At 69.6% G+C, this 14883-nt stretch carries 13 protein-coding genes; 4 read left to right on the top strand and 9 right to left on the bottom strand.

Going from position 1 to position 14883, the window contains the following annotated elements:
- Position 1: 1 nt before the first annotated feature.
- From ACFPJ1_RS29110 to ACFPJ1_RS29100, 3 genes are all read right to left on the bottom strand, one after another.
- Complete coding sequence (locus ACFPJ1_RS29110; protein ID WP_132189733.1) at positions 2–361, bottom strand: NADH-quinone oxidoreductase subunit A; 360 nt, start codon at positions 359–361, stop codon at positions 2–4.
- 135 nt (positions 362–496) lie between these two features.
- A complete protein-coding gene (locus ACFPJ1_RS29105) occupies positions 497–1810 on the bottom strand; it encodes a geranylgeranyl reductase family protein (protein ID WP_132189732.1) in 1314 nt (437 codons plus the stop codon).
- Between the two features lie 148 nt (positions 1811–1958).
- Positions 1959–2657, bottom strand: a complete 699-nt coding sequence (locus ACFPJ1_RS29100) for a demethylmenaquinone methyltransferase (RefSeq protein WP_132284650.1) — start codon at positions 2655–2657, stop codon at positions 1959–1961.
- Positions 2658–2799: 142 nt separating this feature from the next.
- On the opposite strand from ACFPJ1_RS29100, the gene ACFPJ1_RS29095 reads away from it, so the two are divergent.
- Both ACFPJ1_RS29095 and ACFPJ1_RS29090 read left to right on the top strand, forming a co-directional pair.
- Positions 2800–4071: an isochorismate synthase gene (locus ACFPJ1_RS29095; protein WP_380108740.1), complete on the top strand. Its 1272-nt coding sequence runs from the start codon at positions 2800–2802 to the stop codon at positions 4069–4071.
- Between the two features lie 2 nt (positions 4072–4073).
- Complete coding sequence (locus tag ACFPJ1_RS29090; RefSeq protein WP_380108739.1) at positions 4074–4691, top strand: MBL fold metallo-hydrolase; 618 nt, start codon at positions 4074–4076, stop codon at positions 4689–4691.
- Here ACFPJ1_RS29090 and ACFPJ1_RS29085 read toward each other — a convergent pair.
- From ACFPJ1_RS29085 to ACFPJ1_RS29070, 4 genes are read right to left on the bottom strand one after another with little or no spacing between them, the layout of a single operon-like run.
- On the bottom strand, positions 4677–5861 hold the full coding sequence (locus tag ACFPJ1_RS29085) for a hypothetical protein (RefSeq protein WP_380108737.1): 1185 nt from the start codon (positions 5859–5861) through the stop codon (positions 4677–4679). The two genes, ACFPJ1_RS29090 and ACFPJ1_RS29085, sit on opposite strands and share 15 nt — an antisense overlap.
- Positions 5858–8107 (bottom strand): xanthine dehydrogenase family protein molybdopterin-binding subunit, encoded by a 2250-nt coding sequence (locus ACFPJ1_RS29080; protein WP_380108735.1) that lies wholly within the window; start codon positions 8105–8107, stop codon positions 5858–5860. The genes ACFPJ1_RS29085 and ACFPJ1_RS29080 overlap by 4 nt, the downstream gene beginning before the upstream one ends.
- Positions 8104–9096 carry an FAD binding domain-containing protein gene (locus ACFPJ1_RS29075; protein ID WP_380108733.1) on the bottom strand — a complete coding sequence of 331 codons (993 nt, stop codon included), beginning with the start codon at positions 9094–9096 and terminating at the stop codon, positions 8104–8106. Before ACFPJ1_RS29075 ends, ACFPJ1_RS29080 begins: the two co-directional genes overlap by 4 nt.
- Positions 9093–9593, bottom strand: a complete 501-nt coding sequence (locus ACFPJ1_RS29070; RefSeq protein WP_380108731.1) for a (2Fe-2S)-binding protein — start codon at positions 9591–9593, stop codon at positions 9093–9095. The genes ACFPJ1_RS29075 and ACFPJ1_RS29070 overlap by 4 nt, the downstream gene beginning before the upstream one ends.
- A gap of 145 nt (positions 9594–9738) precedes the next feature.
- On the opposite strand from ACFPJ1_RS29070, the gene ACFPJ1_RS29065 reads away from it, so the two are divergent.
- Complete coding sequence (locus tag ACFPJ1_RS29065) at positions 9739–12483, top strand: helix-turn-helix transcriptional regulator (RefSeq protein WP_380108730.1); 2745 nt, start codon at positions 9739–9741, stop codon at positions 12481–12483.
- Between the two features lie 18 nt (positions 12484–12501).
- Here the strand turns inward: ACFPJ1_RS29065 and ACFPJ1_RS29060 are convergent, their stop codons facing one another.
- On the bottom strand, positions 12502–13338 hold the full coding sequence (locus tag ACFPJ1_RS29060; RefSeq protein ID WP_380108729.1) for a GNAT family N-acetyltransferase: 837 nt from the start codon (positions 13336–13338) through the stop codon (positions 12502–12504).
- On the bottom strand, positions 13335–14162 hold the full coding sequence (locus tag ACFPJ1_RS29055) for a GNAT family N-acetyltransferase (RefSeq protein WP_380108728.1): 828 nt from the start codon (positions 14160–14162) through the stop codon (positions 13335–13337). The genes ACFPJ1_RS29060 and ACFPJ1_RS29055 overlap by 4 nt, the downstream gene beginning before the upstream one ends.
- Positions 14163–14218: 56 nt before the next feature.
- On the opposite strand from ACFPJ1_RS29055, the gene ACFPJ1_RS29050 reads away from it, so the two are divergent.
- Entirely contained in the window at positions 14219–14845 is a 627-nt protein-coding gene (locus tag ACFPJ1_RS29050) for a PadR family transcriptional regulator (protein WP_380108726.1), read from the top strand.
- The last annotated feature ends 38 nt before the right edge of the window (positions 14846–14883 follow it).

Genomic DNA, 14883 nt, shown 5'->3' with positions numbered 1-14883 from the left:
CTCAGTCCCATTCAAGTCCGCCACGACGCCACACGTAGGCGTACGCGATGAACACGGTTGCGATGAAGATGACCATCTCGACCAACCCGAACAGCGCCATCTGGTCGAAGGCGACGGCCCAGGGGTAGAGGAAGATGATCTCGATGTCGAACACGATGAAGAGCATCGCGGTGATGTAGTACTTCACCGGGAAACGCCCGCCACCGACCGGCTGCGGGGTCGGCTCGATCCCGCACTCGTACGAGTCGAGCTTGGCCCGGTTGTAGCGCTTCGGGCCGACGAGCGCGCTCGTCACCAAGGTGCCCGCCACGAAGATCGTCGCGAGCACACCGAGGATGAGGATCGGTACGTAAGGGTGCATCTTGTGGGTGCTCCCTCCTTCTTGCGTCCGTACTGCCTGGTCGGTGGCTGTCTGTTGCTCTTCAGTCCTGTCCTGTTGCGGGACAGCACTGTGTTATCAGTACCGCTGTGTCTCAGGTCACCCGCCCCGCCGTTGTCAGGCGGCCGGGGCGACCTTGGTGAGACCGTTGATGATCTTGTCCATCACGTCGCCGTCGCGCGGATCGGTGAGGTTGGCCAGCAGTTTCAGGGTGAACTTCATCAAGGTGGTGCGCGGCAGACCGTACTTCGTGCACAGCCGCATCACCTCCGGATTTCCGATCAGCTTCACGAACACCCGGCCGAGCGTGTAGTAGCCGCCGTACTCCTGCTTGAGCGCCTTCGGGTACGCCGACAGCGCCCGCTCGCGCTGGTTCGGCTGCCGGCGCAGCGCCTGGGAGGCGACCTCCGCGGCGAACGCGCCGGACTCCATCGCGTACGGGATGCCTTCGCCATTGAACGGGTTGACCATGCCGCCCGCATCACCCAGCAGCATGAGTCCGCGGGTGTAGTGCGGCTGCCGGTTGAACCCCATCGGCAGCGCCGCGCCCCGGATCGGGATGGTCTGGAACTCGTCGCGGAACTGCCACTCCTCGGGAGTGTTCTTCAGCCACTGCTTCAGCAGGTCGGAGTAGTCCACCTTGCCGAAGGCGTCGGAGGTGTTCAGGATGCCGAGGCCGACGTTGACCGTGCCGTCGCCCATCCCGAAGATCCAGCCGTAGCCGGGCAGCAGGTTGCGCTGACCGGGCTGCTGCGGGTCGTCCGCCCACAGCTCCAGCCACGACTCGAGGTAGTCGTCGTCGTGGCGCGGGCTGGTGAAGTAGGTGCGCACGGCCACGCCCATCGGGCGGTCGTCGCGCTTGTGCAGACCCATCGACACACTCAGCCGCGAGGAGTTGCCATCGGCGGCCATCACCAGCGGCGCCCGGAACTCGAGGTCCGCGCCGGCCCGGCGGCCGTTGTCGTCGACCGGCTTCGCGGTGACGCCGACGATGAAGCCGCGGTCGTCCAGGATCGGGGCGGTCACGTTGGTCCGCTCCCGCAGCTGGGCGCCGGCCTTGACGGCCTGGCGGGCGAGCATGTCGTCGAAGTCCATCCGGTTCCGGGTCAGCCCGTAGTTCGGGTGGCTGGCCAGGTCCGGCCAGTCGAGCTGCAGCACGTGCCCGGCGCCGCGGATCCGCAGCCCGTAGTTCGGGATCCAGCCGGCCTCGGGCGAGATGTCGATGCCCATGTTGATCAGTTGCTTGGTACCGCGCGGGGTGAGCCCGTCGCCGCACACCTTCTCGCGCGGGAACGCCGTCTTCTCGAGCAGCAGCACGTCCAGGCCGGCGTTGGCCAGATGGTAGGCGGCAGCCGAGCCTGCGGGCCCCGCACCGACGACGATCACATCAGCGGTCTCGGCCTGCTGCCTGTTCGGCGCGCTCTGGCTCATCTCATCCCGGCCTGAAGGTTGGGCTGTCACTCGTGAAGGGATTCACGAGGCCTGGTCAGCTGACAGTCTAGGACTGCCTGACTTGGACACGAAACCGGCCCGGAACCCCTTGCCCGCAACCTATTTATGCGCGATTTCCGTTGCGTAATTAGAGCGGCTTCACGCCGCGGTGGATGGCCACCAGACCGCCGGTCAGGTTGCGCCACTGGACGTGGGTCCAGCCGGAGGCCTCGATCGTCCGGGCGAGTGGCTCCTGACCTGGCCAGGCGCGGACGGACTCCGCCAGGTAGACGTAGGCGTCGGGGTTGGTGGAGACCGCCTTCGCGACCACCGGGACGGCGCGCATCATGTACTCGAGGTAGGCCACCCGGAACGGCTTCCAGGTCGGGTGGGAGTTCTCCAGCACCACCAGGCGGCCGCCCGGCCTGGTCACCCGGAGCATCTCCCGCAGAGCCACCGTGACGTCGTTCACGTTCCGCAGGGCCCAGGAGATGGTGACCACGTCGAAGCTCTCGTCCGCGAACGGCAGCCGGAGCGCGTCGCCGGCGATCAGGTCCAGCTCGGGGTTGCGGCGCTTGCCGACCCGGAGCATCCCGACCGAGAAGTCGCACGACACCACCTCGGCACCCGCCTCACGCAGCTTCACGCTGGAGGCACCCGTCCCGGCGGCCAGATCGAGGATCCTCATCCCCTTCCGCGGCGCGATCTCCGCCAGCGTCTGGGGCCGCCAGTGCAGCTTCTCCAGCCCCATCGTGGCGACCGCATTCGTCCGGTCGTAGCCCTCAGCCACGTTGTCGAACATCGCAGCGACGGCTTCGGGCTGTTTGGTGAGGTCTGCGCGGTTCACTTGTCTAGTTGATCACGCGTTCGACAGGCTCCGAAATTCGCTGGACATGCGGGCGGCATACGCTTGCATGCCGTGAGCGAATCTCCATTGAGCCGGCCGGCCATCGAGACCCGGGGCCGGGAAGCGAGCGAGGAGTGTTGCCGTGAGCTTGTCTGACCCGGTCGTACCCGGCCAAGAGCCGGCTCCCGGGCTGGTCGTTCGCAGCCAGCGGATCGACGGCGTCGCCGCGGCCCTGATGGATCACCTGCCCGAGACCGGCGGACTGGCCTGGGTACGGCGGGGCGACGGCCACGTCGGCTGGGGCGTCGCCGCCCGGCTCGCGATTGCTGGCGGCAACCGGTTCACCGAGGCGCAGACCTGGTGGCAGGAGCTCACGGGCGCCGCGGTGGTCCGCGACGAGGTCGGCGTCCCGGGCTCGGGGCTGGTCTGCTTCGGCTCCTTCGGCTTCACCGACGCCGACCCCAGCGAACTGGTGGTTCCAGAGGTGATCGTCGGCCGCCGCGGCGGCATCACCTGGGTGACGACGATCTCCGGCGCGAGCTCGATCACCGCTCCGCCGGAGCTGACCCGGTACGAGCCCGAGCCGGTCGGCCAGGTCGCCTTCGCCGACGGAGCCCGGTCCGGCACCGAGTGGTCCGGGATCGTGGCCGACGCGGTCCAGCGGATCACCGGCGGCGAGCTCGACAAGGTGGTGCTGGCGCGCGACCTGGTCGCGATCGCGGCCGAGCCGATCGACCTGCGCTGGCCGCTGCGCCGGCTCGCCGCGTCGTACCCGAACTGCTGGACGTTCTCCGTCGACGGGCTGATCGGCGCCACCCCGGAACTGCTGGTCCGGCGGGAGAAGGGCCTGATCACCTCCCGGGTGCTGGCCGGCACGATCCGGCGTACCGGGGACGACGCGCACGACCTCGCGCTGGCCGCGTCGCTGGCCCGGTCGAGCAAGGACCTCGAGGAGCACGAGTTCGCGGTCCGCTCGGTGGCCGACGCGCTGAAGCCGCACTGCAAGTCGATGAACGTGCCCGAGACCCCGTTCGTGCTGCACCTGCCGAACGTGATGCATCTCGCCTCCGACGTGGCCGGGGTCGCCGCCAACGGCGCCTCCGCACTCGGCCTCGCCGCCGCCCTGCACCCCTCCGCGGCAGTCTGCGGTACGCCGACGGACGTCGCGCGGGACGTGATCGGCGAGATCGAGGGGATGTCGCGCGGCCGGTTCAGCGGCCCGGTCGGCTGGATGGACGCGGCCGGCGACGGCGAGTGGTGCATCGCACTGCGCTGCGGCCAGGCCGACCCCCAAGACCCGACCAGGATGCGCCTGTTCGCCGGCGCCGGCATCGTCGCCGGCTCCGACCCAGAGGCCGAACTGGCCGAGACGAACGCCAAGCTGGTTCCGATGAGAGACGCGTTGGGAGACTGAGAGTGAAGCTCACGAAGTTCGCACATGCGTGTGTCCGGCTGGAGAAGGACGGCAAGGTCCTGCTGGTCGATCCGGGCACGTTCAGCGAGGCGGCCGCGTTCGAGCGCGCCGACGCGATCCTGGTCACGCACGAACACCAGGACCACCTGGACATCGAGCGGGTCCGGGCGCTCGACGTCCCCGTCTACACGAACGCCGGTGTCGCCGCGCAGCTGACCGAGCTTGGCGACCGGGTGCACGTGATCGCCGGCGGGCAGTCCTTCGAGGCGGCCGGGTTCTCGGTGAGTGCCTTTGGCAAGGACCATGCGATCATCCTGCCCGAGTGGGGCGTGCCCTGCGAGAACATCGGCTTCCTGATCGACGACGCCGTCTACCACCCCGGTGATTCCTTCACCCGGCCCGATCGCGCCGTCCACACCAACCTGGTTCCGATCTCCGGCCCTTGGTTCTCGCTCCCGCCGGCGGTCGAGTACGCGCGCTCGGTGAAGTCCGAGCAACTCGTCGGCATCCACGACGCTTTGCTCAGCCAGATCGGCCTCGGCATGTTCTCTCGTTTCCTCAACTCCGACGAGCGTCCGTACAAGGGCCTCGCGCCGGGCGACACGCTAGACATCAACTGATCCTGAAGCGCCGCTGCTCGACGTTCGTGGTGCCTGGGCGGCGGGGTGTGGGAAGGGCCAGCGTCGTCCGACGGCGACGTGGAGGATGATTGCGATGGCCAGGGCGTTCAGGGTGGCGTGGCCGACCCAGTCGTCCGCGGCGCTGTGCGTCAGGTGCATTGCCCTGGTGGCGATTGCCTGCAACCCGACCGCCAACAGCGCCGCCAGGGCGAGTGTGGCCAGCAGGAGAGCGGCGCGTTCGACGATGGGACTGAGATTGCCGAGCCAGCCCTCGAACAGCATGCCGAACAACAGGCCGGCGGCGACGAAGCAGCCACTGAGCGCGGCGATTCGCGAAGGCGTCAGCCCCAGCAGTTCCCGCAGGACGAGGTAGCTGACGATCCCGCCGCCGATCACCGTCACGTGGGCGATGGTGAGGCGAGCCGCTCGACTCGCAACAGTCACGAACGGCCAACCGCGCCAGACCACGAAACAGAGCACCTGCCAGGCGCCGATCAGTACCAGCGTCGCGCCGAGTACGGCGCCTGGCAGAGGCCCGTCCCGCGCGATCACGTCCGAACCAGCCGGCGACTCGACCTGTACGACGGTCACGTAGCCGACGATCGCGACGGCCCAGGAGATCGCGACCGCGATCGGACCGGCAACCAGCGGGCGGAGGCGCCGCAGCGGCCACCCCTCACCGACGAGCGTGATCTCGAGCATCGCGACGAAAGCCAGGCCGGCGAGCGGCATGGTCGCGGGAAACGTCGGTACGTGGCCCGGACCGGGTGAGGGATCGAACAGGGCACCGGGATCGAGACGACCGGCGAGGGTCTGACCGGCGCCGGTCAGGACGATCGCGCCCGCACAGATCAGCACGGTGTCGGCCCAGCCGGCCCAGCTACTGCGCAGCCGGGTGCCCGGCCAGTCCTCCCACCAGAAGGCGATCATCACCACGAGCGGCAGGGAGAACGTGACGAGCGGTGCCAGGACGCGTATCGATCCGTCGCCGCCGAGACCGATCGCCAGCGCCACCGCGACCGGGATGACGAGCAGCAGGCCGAGCAGCCCGAGTGCGGGCTGCTGGGACGATCGCGAGCCGGCACTGCGTGGTTGCGACAGTGGCGGCCGTTCCGGGAGCCGGGACCGGCCGGCGGGCGCCGCGGAGTCCGCCGGCCCGACGTCGCTCATCCCCCGCCGGCGGCCGGATCCATGACGAGCTCCGGAGCCATCGGCAGGCTGCGGATCCGTCGGCCGGTCGCATGGAAGACCGCGTTCGCGATGGCGGCCGCGACACCGACCTGACCGATCTCGCCCACGCCCTTGGCGCCGAGCGGGCCGACCAGTTCGTCGTCCACATCGACGAAGTCGACACGGACCTCGGGAGCGTCGGCGTTGACCGGCACGAGGTACTCCGCCAGGTTCGTCTCCGCCCACCGGCCGTAGCGAGGATCCATGTGGTTGCCCTCGAGGAGCGCCTGGCTCATCCCCCACAGCATTCCGCCCATCAGTTGGCTGTGGGCCAGCAGCGGGTTGAGCACTCGCCCGGGCGCGAACGCGCCGTTCAGCCGGCGCACACGGACCAGGCCGAGCTCGGGATCGACGGCCACCTCGGCGAACTGTGCGCCGAACGTGAGCAGCCCGTGCGGCGTATCCAGGGGTGGCGGCCGCCACACACCGAGCGCCTCGGCGTCAGACTGGTGATTGCGCGACAGCAGCTCACGGTACGTGTCGACCACGCCCGGACGGTCGGGAGACGTCAGGTGTCCGTCCGCCACTTTCACCGAGCCTGGTTCGGCTCCGTGCAGGGGCGACTGTTCATCGCTGACGGCCAAGGCGATCAGCTGCTCGCGGAGCGCCGTACCCGCGGCGTGGACCGCGGAGCTGACCATGCCGGCACCGGCCGAGCCGACGGCCGCCGTACTGTTCGGCAGGTCGCTGTCGCCGGCCTGGAACTCCATGTCGCGGAGGGCGACGCCGAGGGCGTCGGCGCCGACCTGGGTGGCCATGGTGAGTACGCCGGTGCCGAACTCCTGCGTCGAGGTCTGCACGATCGCGCTGCCGTCGGCGAAGATCCGGGCCCGCGCACGCTGCGGTGGCATGAAGAACGCGATCGGGTACGCCGCGGCCGCCACGCCGGTGCCGACCAGCCACTCGCCGTCGCGGGTCGTCCGTGGAGCGGGGTTCCGATCAGACCAGCCGAACCGCTCGGCGCCGAGGCGAAGACACTCCACCAGCCCGTCGCTGGACCAAGGATTGCCGAACGGGTCGACCGGCGTGTGGTTGCGCAGCCTCAGCTCGACCGGGTTGATGGCCAGCTCGTAGGCGAGCTCGTCCATCGCCGTCTCGAGGGTGAACACGCCGAGCGACTCGCCCGGGCCGCGGGTGAACGTGGGCGTCATCGTGTTGCCCTTGATCAACCGGTGGACGCCGAGGTAGTTCTCGCAGCCGTAGAGCTGCGACGAGACACCGGTCGCCGGCTCGGCCCAGTCGTCGAACGGCGAGGTGATCGACAACTTCTCGTGCCGGATCGCGGTCAGCCGCCCGTCCCGCGTGGCACCGAGCGCGATCCGCTGCTCCTGCTCCTCACGGTGCCCGTTCGACGTGAACATCTGCGGCCGGGTGAGCATCAGCTTCACCGGCCGGCCGACGTACCGCGCGGCCATCGCGGTGAGCGTCACGTTCGGCCACACCATCGCCTTGGCGCCGAACCCGCCGCCGACGAACCGGGTGATCACCCGGACGCGGGCGATCGGCAGGCCGAGCAGTTGAGCCACGGTCTGCTGGGTGGCGCGGATGCCCTGGGTCGACTCGTACAGCGTCAGATTGCCGCCGTCCCAGGTAGCCACCGTCGACGGCGCCTCGATCGGATTGTGATGGTTGGCCGCCATCTTGTAGGCGACGTCGACCCGCACGTCCGCTCCGGCCAGGCCGGCCTCGACATCGCCACGCTCGTTGCGCGCCGGCATCAGGCCGCCGAAGAGCCGCTGCGCCTCGTAAGCCTGGTCACGGCCCTCCTCGATCGTGGTGACCGACTTGGCCAGTTGATACGAGATCCGCACCAACGACGCCGCGTGGTGCGCCTGTTCGTACGCCTCCGCGATCACGAGCGCGACGGGCTGTCCGGCGTACTGGACGACGTCGTCCTGCATCGGGAAGAAGCTCTCGCCCGGAGCCGGACCGCCGACCAGGGACGGCAACAGGTGGGGCTCGGCGGCGATCTTCGGCAGATCCTCCGGGGTGAGCACGGCCAGCACGCCCTCGGCAGCGCGCGCTGCGTCGGCCTCGATCGCCGTCACCCGCCCGCTGGCGACAGTGGCCCCGACCACGGCCAGGTAGGTCATACCGGGCAGGCTGATCTCGGCGGAGTAGCGAGCCGCACCGGTGACTTTGGCCGGGCCGTCCACCCGGGTGACCGGCGTACCGACGGCACTCATGACTGCCGCCCGTTCAAGCTGTAGACCAGGCCACGCACCATCGCCCGCTGGGCGAGCTCGACCTTGAACGCGTTGTGCTCCCTTACGACGGCCTCCGCCAGCTCGACCGCGGCGGCGTGCCGGAACGACGTCTCGTTCGCCGGGCTTCCGACGAGCGCGGCCTCGGCCCGGCGCGCCCGCCAGGGCTTGGTACCGACACCGCCCAACGCGATCCGAACGCCCGCGACTCTGTTGCCGTCCACCTCGATCGCGGCCGCGACCGACACCAGGGCGAACTCGTACGACTGCCGGTCGCGGAACTTGAGATAGACCGAGCCGCGGGCGATCGGCGTACCGGGAACGTCGATCCCGACGATCAGCTCGCCCGGGGCGATCGAATGCTCGAGCTGCGGTGTGTCGCCGGGGAGGAGGAAGAAGTCGTCGAACGGGATCGCGCGCTCGCCGTCCGGCCCGACCGTCCGGATGACGGCGTCGAAGGCCACCAGCGCGACGGCGACATCGGACGGATGCGTAGCGATGCAGTGCTCACTGGTGCCGAGGATCGCGTGGCCGCGGTTCAACCCGTCGAGCGCCGCGCAGCCGGATCCCGGCTCGCGCTTGTTGCACGGCGAGACGCCGTCGCGTAGGTAGGCACAGCGGGTGCGCTGGCGGAGGTTGCCTCCCATCGACGCCATGTTGCGCAGTTGCTCCGAGGCGCCCAGCAGCAAGGCCCGGGAGATCGCCGGGTAACGCTCGACGACACTCGGCGTTCGCGCGACGTCGTTCATGCGCGCGAGGGCACCGATCTGCACGCCGCCGTCGGGCAGATCCTCGACAGCCCGCAGCGGCAACTCGTTGATGTCCACAAGGTGCTCGGAGCGGGAGATGCCGGCCCGGATCAGGTCCACTTCGGTGGTTCCGCCCGCAAGGAACGCACTCGCCGGGTTCGCCGTCGCCAGCGCGATCGCGTCCTGCACATCCGCGGCCCGGCTGTAGGTCAGGGGCCTCATGACCTTCCTCCCGCTTCGTCGCGGACGTGCCGGATGGCCGCCCGGATGTTCGGATAGGCGGCACACCGGCAGATGTTGCCGCTCATGAACTCGCCGATGTCCTCGTCGGTGCCGGCATTGCCCTCCTCGATCACCTTGATCGCGGACATGATCTGGCCGGACGTGCAGTAGCCGCACTGGAAGGCGTCGTACTCGATGAACGCTCGCTGCATCGGATGCAGCTGGTCGCCGTCGGCGAGCCCCTCGATCGTGACGATGTCATGCCCCGAGGCGGCGACCGCCAGCGTCAGGCAGGCGAGCACCCGCCGGCCGTCGATCCACACCGTGCACGACCCGCACGTCCCTTGATCGCACCCCTTCTTGCTACCGGTCAGATCCAGGTGCTCACGCAACGCGTCCAGCAGGCTGACCCGCGGCTCGAGTACGACGACGTGCTGCCGGCCGTTGATCTGGAGCGGCACCGGGATCCTCGTCACTGCTTCTTCGACAGTCGTCATGGCGCGACGTACCTCCGTGCTGGTGGTGAGCCGAAGCCTCCCGCGTCGTACCGCTGTTCGTATCCGTGAGTCCCGGGGCCGGACTACCGGGCCCGGGAGATCAAGCAGCCTGGTCCCGGGGATCGAACCGGGTTAGTTTCAGAGCATGCTGGTTGATCGGCTGGTTGATCGGTTCGCCGAGTGCCGGCAGCTCGACGAGCTCCTCGACCACGTCCGAAGCGGCCTGAGCCAGGCCCTGGTGATCCGCGGGGAGGCGGGGATCGGCAAGTCGGCGTTGCTCGAGTACCTGGTGACAAAGGCGTCCGGCTGCCGGGTCATCCGCGCCGCGGGCGTACAGACCGAAGCTGAACTCGCCTTCGCCGGCCTGCACCAGCTGTGCTCACCACTGCTGCACCGGCTCGACCACATTCCGTCCCCACAACGTGACGCGCTCGGCACTGCCTTCGGTCTTCGGACCGGTCCGCCACCGGATCGCTTCCTGGTCGGCCTGGCCGTCCTCAGCCTGGTGGCCGACGCCGCCGCCGAAGAACCGCTGCTCTGCACTGTCGACGACGCGCAATGGCTCGACGACACCTCCGCACGAACTCTCACCTTCGTGGCCCGCCGGCTGATGGCCGAATCCGTCGCCGTGGTCTTCGCCCTCCGCGACTCGGCCGACGACGGGCCCTTCTCCGGCATGCCCCGGCTCGACCTCGGCGGCCTGCCGCCACAACACGCGCGAGAGCTACTCAGCGCGGCGATCCCCGGACCCATGGACGAGCGGGTCCGCGACCGCATCCTCGCCGAGACTCGCGGAAACCCACTCGCACTGCTGGAACTCCCCCAGGACCACAGCTACGCCGAGCTCGCCGGTGGCTTCGGCTTGCCCGACGCACAGCAACTCACCCATCGGATCGAAGACACCTTCCAGCGCCGGCTCGCACCGTTGCCGTCCGACACCCGTCGGCTGCTCCTCGTCGCCGCGGTCGAACCGGCCGGGGACGCGGCCCTGGTACGGCGTGCCGCGCAACGACTGGGCATCGCCATCGACACCGTCGATCCAGCGGAGTTCGACGGCCTGGTGCGGTTCCACGAGCGGATCACCTTCCGGCATCCGCTGGTGCGCTCGGCGATCCATCGGGAGGCGACGCTCGAGGAACGCTGGGAGGCGCACCGCGCGCTGGCCGAGGTTACCGATCCGGCGCGTGACGCCGACCGCCGCGCCTGGCACCTCGCCCACGCGGCCAGGGGCCCCGACGACACCGTCGCCGCGGAACTGGAACAGTCCGCCGACCGCGCCCAGGCCCGCGGCGGCCTGGCCGCGGCAGCCGCATTCCTCGAACGCTCCGCCAGGCTGACCATCGATCCGGCGCAGCGGGCCACCCGGGCGCTGGCGGCGGCGCAGACCAAGAGCCGGGCCGGGGCGTTCGATGCGGCGCTGGACCTGGTGGTGATGGCCGAAGCCGGACCGCTCAGCGAACTGCAACAGGCTCGCGTCGACCTCCTGCGCGCGCAGGTCGCCTTCGCCACCAACCGGGGCCGGGACGCCGCGCCGCTGCTGCTCAAGGCCGCGAAGCGCCTCGAGCCGATCGACACCGCGCTGTCCCGGGAGACGTACCTGGACGCACTGACGGCTGCCATGTTCGCGGACCGGCTGGCCGGTCCGGATGGCAACTCGTCGGCCGTGGCGCGCGCCGCCAGTACGACACCCCGGCCGCAGGCGCCCACCTCGCTGGATCTCCTCCTGTCCGGCCTGGCCGCCAACTTCACCGAGGGCTACGCAGCCGGCGTACCGCTGTTGCGGCGAGCAGTAACCTCGTTCGGCGAGGACATGTCCGCGGCGGAGGAGCTGCGCTGGTCGTGGCTGGCCTGCGTCGCGGCCCTGCATTTGTGGGCCGACGAGTGCTGGGACGGTCTGTCCGCCCGGTACCTCGAGCTCGCCCGCACGACCGGCGCCTTGAGTGAGCTACCGCTCGCGCTCAGCATGCGGGCCTACGTGCTGCTGTTCGGCGGCGATCTCGGCGCCGCGGGAGCACTCGTCGACGAGATCCAGACCGTGACCGAGGCGACCGGAAGCAACCCGGCGCCGTACGCCGCACTCACCGTTGCCGCTCTGCGCGGTGAGCGCGCTGAGGCGTCCGCCCGGATCGAAGCCACCATCGCGGACGCCACCCACCGGGGCGAGGGCATCGGGGTCGTCGTCGCCGAACGGGCGAACGCGGTGCTCAACAACGGCCTCGGCCGCTACCGCGAGGCGATGGCGGCTGCACACCGCGCACTCGGCCGGGTGAACGCCCCCGTGGCGCGGACCCCGGGCGCGGTGAACTGGGCCGCGACCGAGTTCGTCGAGGCGGCCGTGCGCAGCGGGAAGATCGAGGCGGCGAAAGAAACCCTGGGCTGGATCACCGCGATGACCAGCGCGAGCCGTACCGATTGGGCACTCGGGATCGAGGCCCGCTCACGCGCGCTGGTCAGCGACGACCGTACGGCCGAACCTCTCTACCGTGAAGCGATCGACCGACTCACCAGGACCCGGATCCGCACCGAACTCGCCCGGGCCGTCCTCCTGTACGGCGAATGGCTCCGCCGGCGACGCCGCCGCCACGACGCCCGCGAACAACTCCACACCGCCCACGACCTGTTCACCGAGATCGGAGCCGAAGCCTTCGCTGAACGCGCCCGCCGGGAACTCCTCGCCACCGGCGAAACCGCCCGCAAACGCACTCCGGCCACCACCACCCAACTCACCGCCCGCGAGAGCCAGATCGCCCGCCTGGCCGGCGACGGATTCTCCAACCCCGAGATCGGCAGCCGGCTGTTCCTCAGCCCACGCACCGTCGAGTACCACCTCGGCAACGTCTACACCAAGCTCGGCATCACCTCACGCCACGGACTCCACCCGCACGCCTGATGATCGACATCAGCGGGATCAAACGAAGGTATAACCGACGAAGTCCTGGACGGGGCGGTAGCCGATCGCGGCGTAGATCTTGTTCGAGATGGGGTTCGCGAGGTCGGTGTGGAGGCAGACCTGATTGCCTGCTTCGTGCAGGCGACGGGTGACCTCGGCGGTCAAGGCGCTGGCGTACCCGTGGCCGCGTCGGTCCGGTGGGGTGTAGACGGGACCGACGCGGACCGCGCCGAAGACCGGGCTTTGGTGGCCGACCAGGCTGACGATGCGGTCGTCGTCCTCCCATACCCACAGGCGTTCTCGCGCGATCCGTTGCTCCAGCCAGCGTCGGTCTTCCGCGACACCTTCGGCAGGGTGGCCGACGTCGGCGCGAAAGGCGCCGACCATCGGGGTGAGGACGGCCAGGTCCGCCTCGGTCGCCGGCCGCGGCGCACCTTCGGCCTTCTGATCGACGAACTCCTCGAGCTTGTGCAGGCGAACCCGCTCGGCCTCGCGGAAGCTTCGGCCCGTCCGCGCTGAGTACAGCTCGGCGAACAAGCGCGCCGCGGCCGCCGAGCCCGCCACCCCGCCGGCCCGCGGCGCTGCCTCAGCCAGCACATCGACCACGAGCGGCACCAGCGCGGTCGGCAGACTGCCCAGGTTGACACCGCGCAACGCCGTACTCAGGGCTGTGCCGACGACCTCGTCACCGTCCTGCACCGAGACGAACACCGGCGGCTCCGGATCGTTCAGGATGCCGCGGATCCGGTCGGCGGTGTTGCTCAGGATGGCGGTGTTGAGCACCGGATCGCGTTGCAGGAAAGGGAAAGCGAGATCCTTGAACGCGGCCGGATCACTGGTGATGCGGACGATCATGCGGTGAACTCCACATCGACGAAGTCGGCCAGCGGGCGGTAGCCGGTCTGGTGGTAGATCTTGTTCGAGGTCGGGTTGGCGAGGTCGGTGTAGAGACAGGCCTGGTTGCCCTGCGCAAGGATCTCGGCGGAGACGTGACTGGTCAGCGCACCGGCGTACCCGTGCCGCCGCCGCTCTGGTGGGGTGTAGACCGGCCCGACCCGGCAGACCCCGAACAGCGGTAGGTGGTAGCCGACCATGCTCACCGGCTCACCGTCCGCCGTCCAGATCCACATGGTCTGCTGCCGCAGCTGCCGCTCTGCCCACTCCCGGTAGCCGGACGCCAACTCCTCCGCGAACCCGTCGATCCCCCAACTGCTGACCAGGTCGACCTCGTCCGCGCGCATCGGCCGCGGACTGCCCCCGTCCGCCGACAGCGGCGTGAGTTCGCCCAGCTTGTGCAGCCGAGTCCCCTTCGTCTCGGTCGCCTGGCCACCGCGTCGCTCGCACCACCGCGCCGCGAATCGCTGGGCGGCCGGCCGATCACCGGCGACACCGCTCAGCTCCGGCAGTACGTCGGCGTACGCATCGGCAATCACCTCCCCCAAGTCCTCCCGCAGCGCGCCGAGGTACACCGCCCGGCCCGGGGTCCGCATCGCCACGCCGGCCACGTCGCCGTCGTGGACAGAGACGAAGTACGAAGGCTCGTCCTCGGCGCGGGCGGTCCCGTTCGCGCGCTCGTGGACGTTGCTCATGATGATCGTGTGCAGGACCGGATCCTGTTGCAGGAAAGGGAACACGGTCTGCTCGAAGGCCTGCGGGTCGCTCGTCACACGCACGTCCATGCCCCCGGAGAGTACGCCTTCGAGCTTGTTGCGTCGCCCGGATTTACACTGCGAACATGTCCACCACGCGGTTGTTGCTGCTCGGGGTCGTGCGGATCTTCCAGCCGGCGTACGGCTACCAGCTGCGCCGCGAGCTGATCACGTGGGAAGTGCAGCACTGGGCGAACATCAACCCCGGCTCCATCTACACAGGACTCCGCACGCTGGCCAAGCACGGCTTCCTGGAGGAGCTGGAGGAAGGCGCCGGACGCAAGCCGGGGCGTACGTCGTACAAGCTGACCGCGGACGGGGAGAGCGAGTACTTCACGCTGCTGCGGAAGGCGCTGTGGAGCGTGGACGGCTTCCGGCCGGACCAGATGCAGGCGGCGCTCAGCTTCCTGTGGTCGCTGCGGCGTGACGAGGTCCTGGCCGCGCTGGAGTCGCGCATCGTGCAGCTGGAGCAGCGGATGAAGGCGGAGCCGTTCTCGGAGCGGCAGATCGTCGAGGACCCGAGCACCCCGGACCACGTCGTCGAGATGTTCCGCATCAGCACCGCCCGCGACAAAGGCGAGCTCGAGTGGACCCGGGCCTTCCACACCCGAGTCACCGAAGGCGCCTACTCCTTCGCCGGCGAACCCCCCACCTGGCAACCCGCCCCCGGCAATTTCCCGTACTGGAACGTCATCCCCGACCCCCCGGACTGACAGACCCCAGAGGCTGCCTCCACATTCACCCAGGTCTG

It is taken from the genome of Kribbella qitaiheensis (assembly GCF_042657745.1).
GTDB lineage: Bacteria > Actinomycetota > Actinomycetes > Propionibacteriales > Kribbellaceae > Kribbella > Kribbella qitaiheensis.
The sequence above is the reverse complement of the archived record's forward strand: the minus strand, read 5'-3'. Positions and strand labels throughout refer to the sequence as shown.

Coding starts and splice junctions, on each gene's coding strand:
- ACFPJ1_RS29110 (WP_132189733.1), bottom strand. CDS start 361: ATGCACCCTTACGTACCGATCCTCATCCTCGGTGTGCTCGCGACGATC.
- ACFPJ1_RS29105 (WP_132189732.1), bottom strand. CDS start 1,810: ATGAGCCAGAGCGCGCCGAACAGGCAGCAGGCCGAGACCGCTGATGTG.
- ACFPJ1_RS29085 (WP_380108737.1), bottom strand. CDS start 5,861: ATGAGCGACGTCGGGCCGGCGGACTCCGCGGCGCCCGCCGGCCGGTCC.
- ACFPJ1_RS29080 (WP_380108735.1), bottom strand. CDS start 8,107: ATGAGTGCCGTCGGTACGCCGGTCACCCGGGTGGACGGCCCGGCCAAA.
- ACFPJ1_RS29075 (WP_380108733.1), bottom strand. CDS start 9,096: ATGAGGCCCCTGACCTACAGCCGGGCCGCGGATGTGCAGGACGCGATC.
- ACFPJ1_RS29070 (WP_380108731.1), bottom strand. CDS start 9,593: ATGACGACTGTCGAAGAAGCAGTGACGAGGATCCCGGTGCCGCTCCAG.
- ACFPJ1_RS29065 (WP_380108730.1), top strand. CDS start 9,739: ATGCTGGTTGATCGGCTGGTTGATCGGTTCGCCGAGTGCCGGCAGCTC.
- ACFPJ1_RS29060 (WP_380108729.1), bottom strand. CDS start 13,338: ATGATCGTCCGCATCACCAGTGATCCGGCCGCGTTCAAGGATCTCGCT.
- ACFPJ1_RS29055 (WP_380108728.1), bottom strand. CDS start 14,162: ATGGACGTGCGTGTGACGAGCGACCCGCAGGCCTTCGAGCAGACCGTG.
- ACFPJ1_RS29050 (WP_380108726.1), top strand. CDS start 14,219: ATGTCCACCACGCGGTTGTTGCTGCTCGGGGTCGTGCGGATCTTCCAG.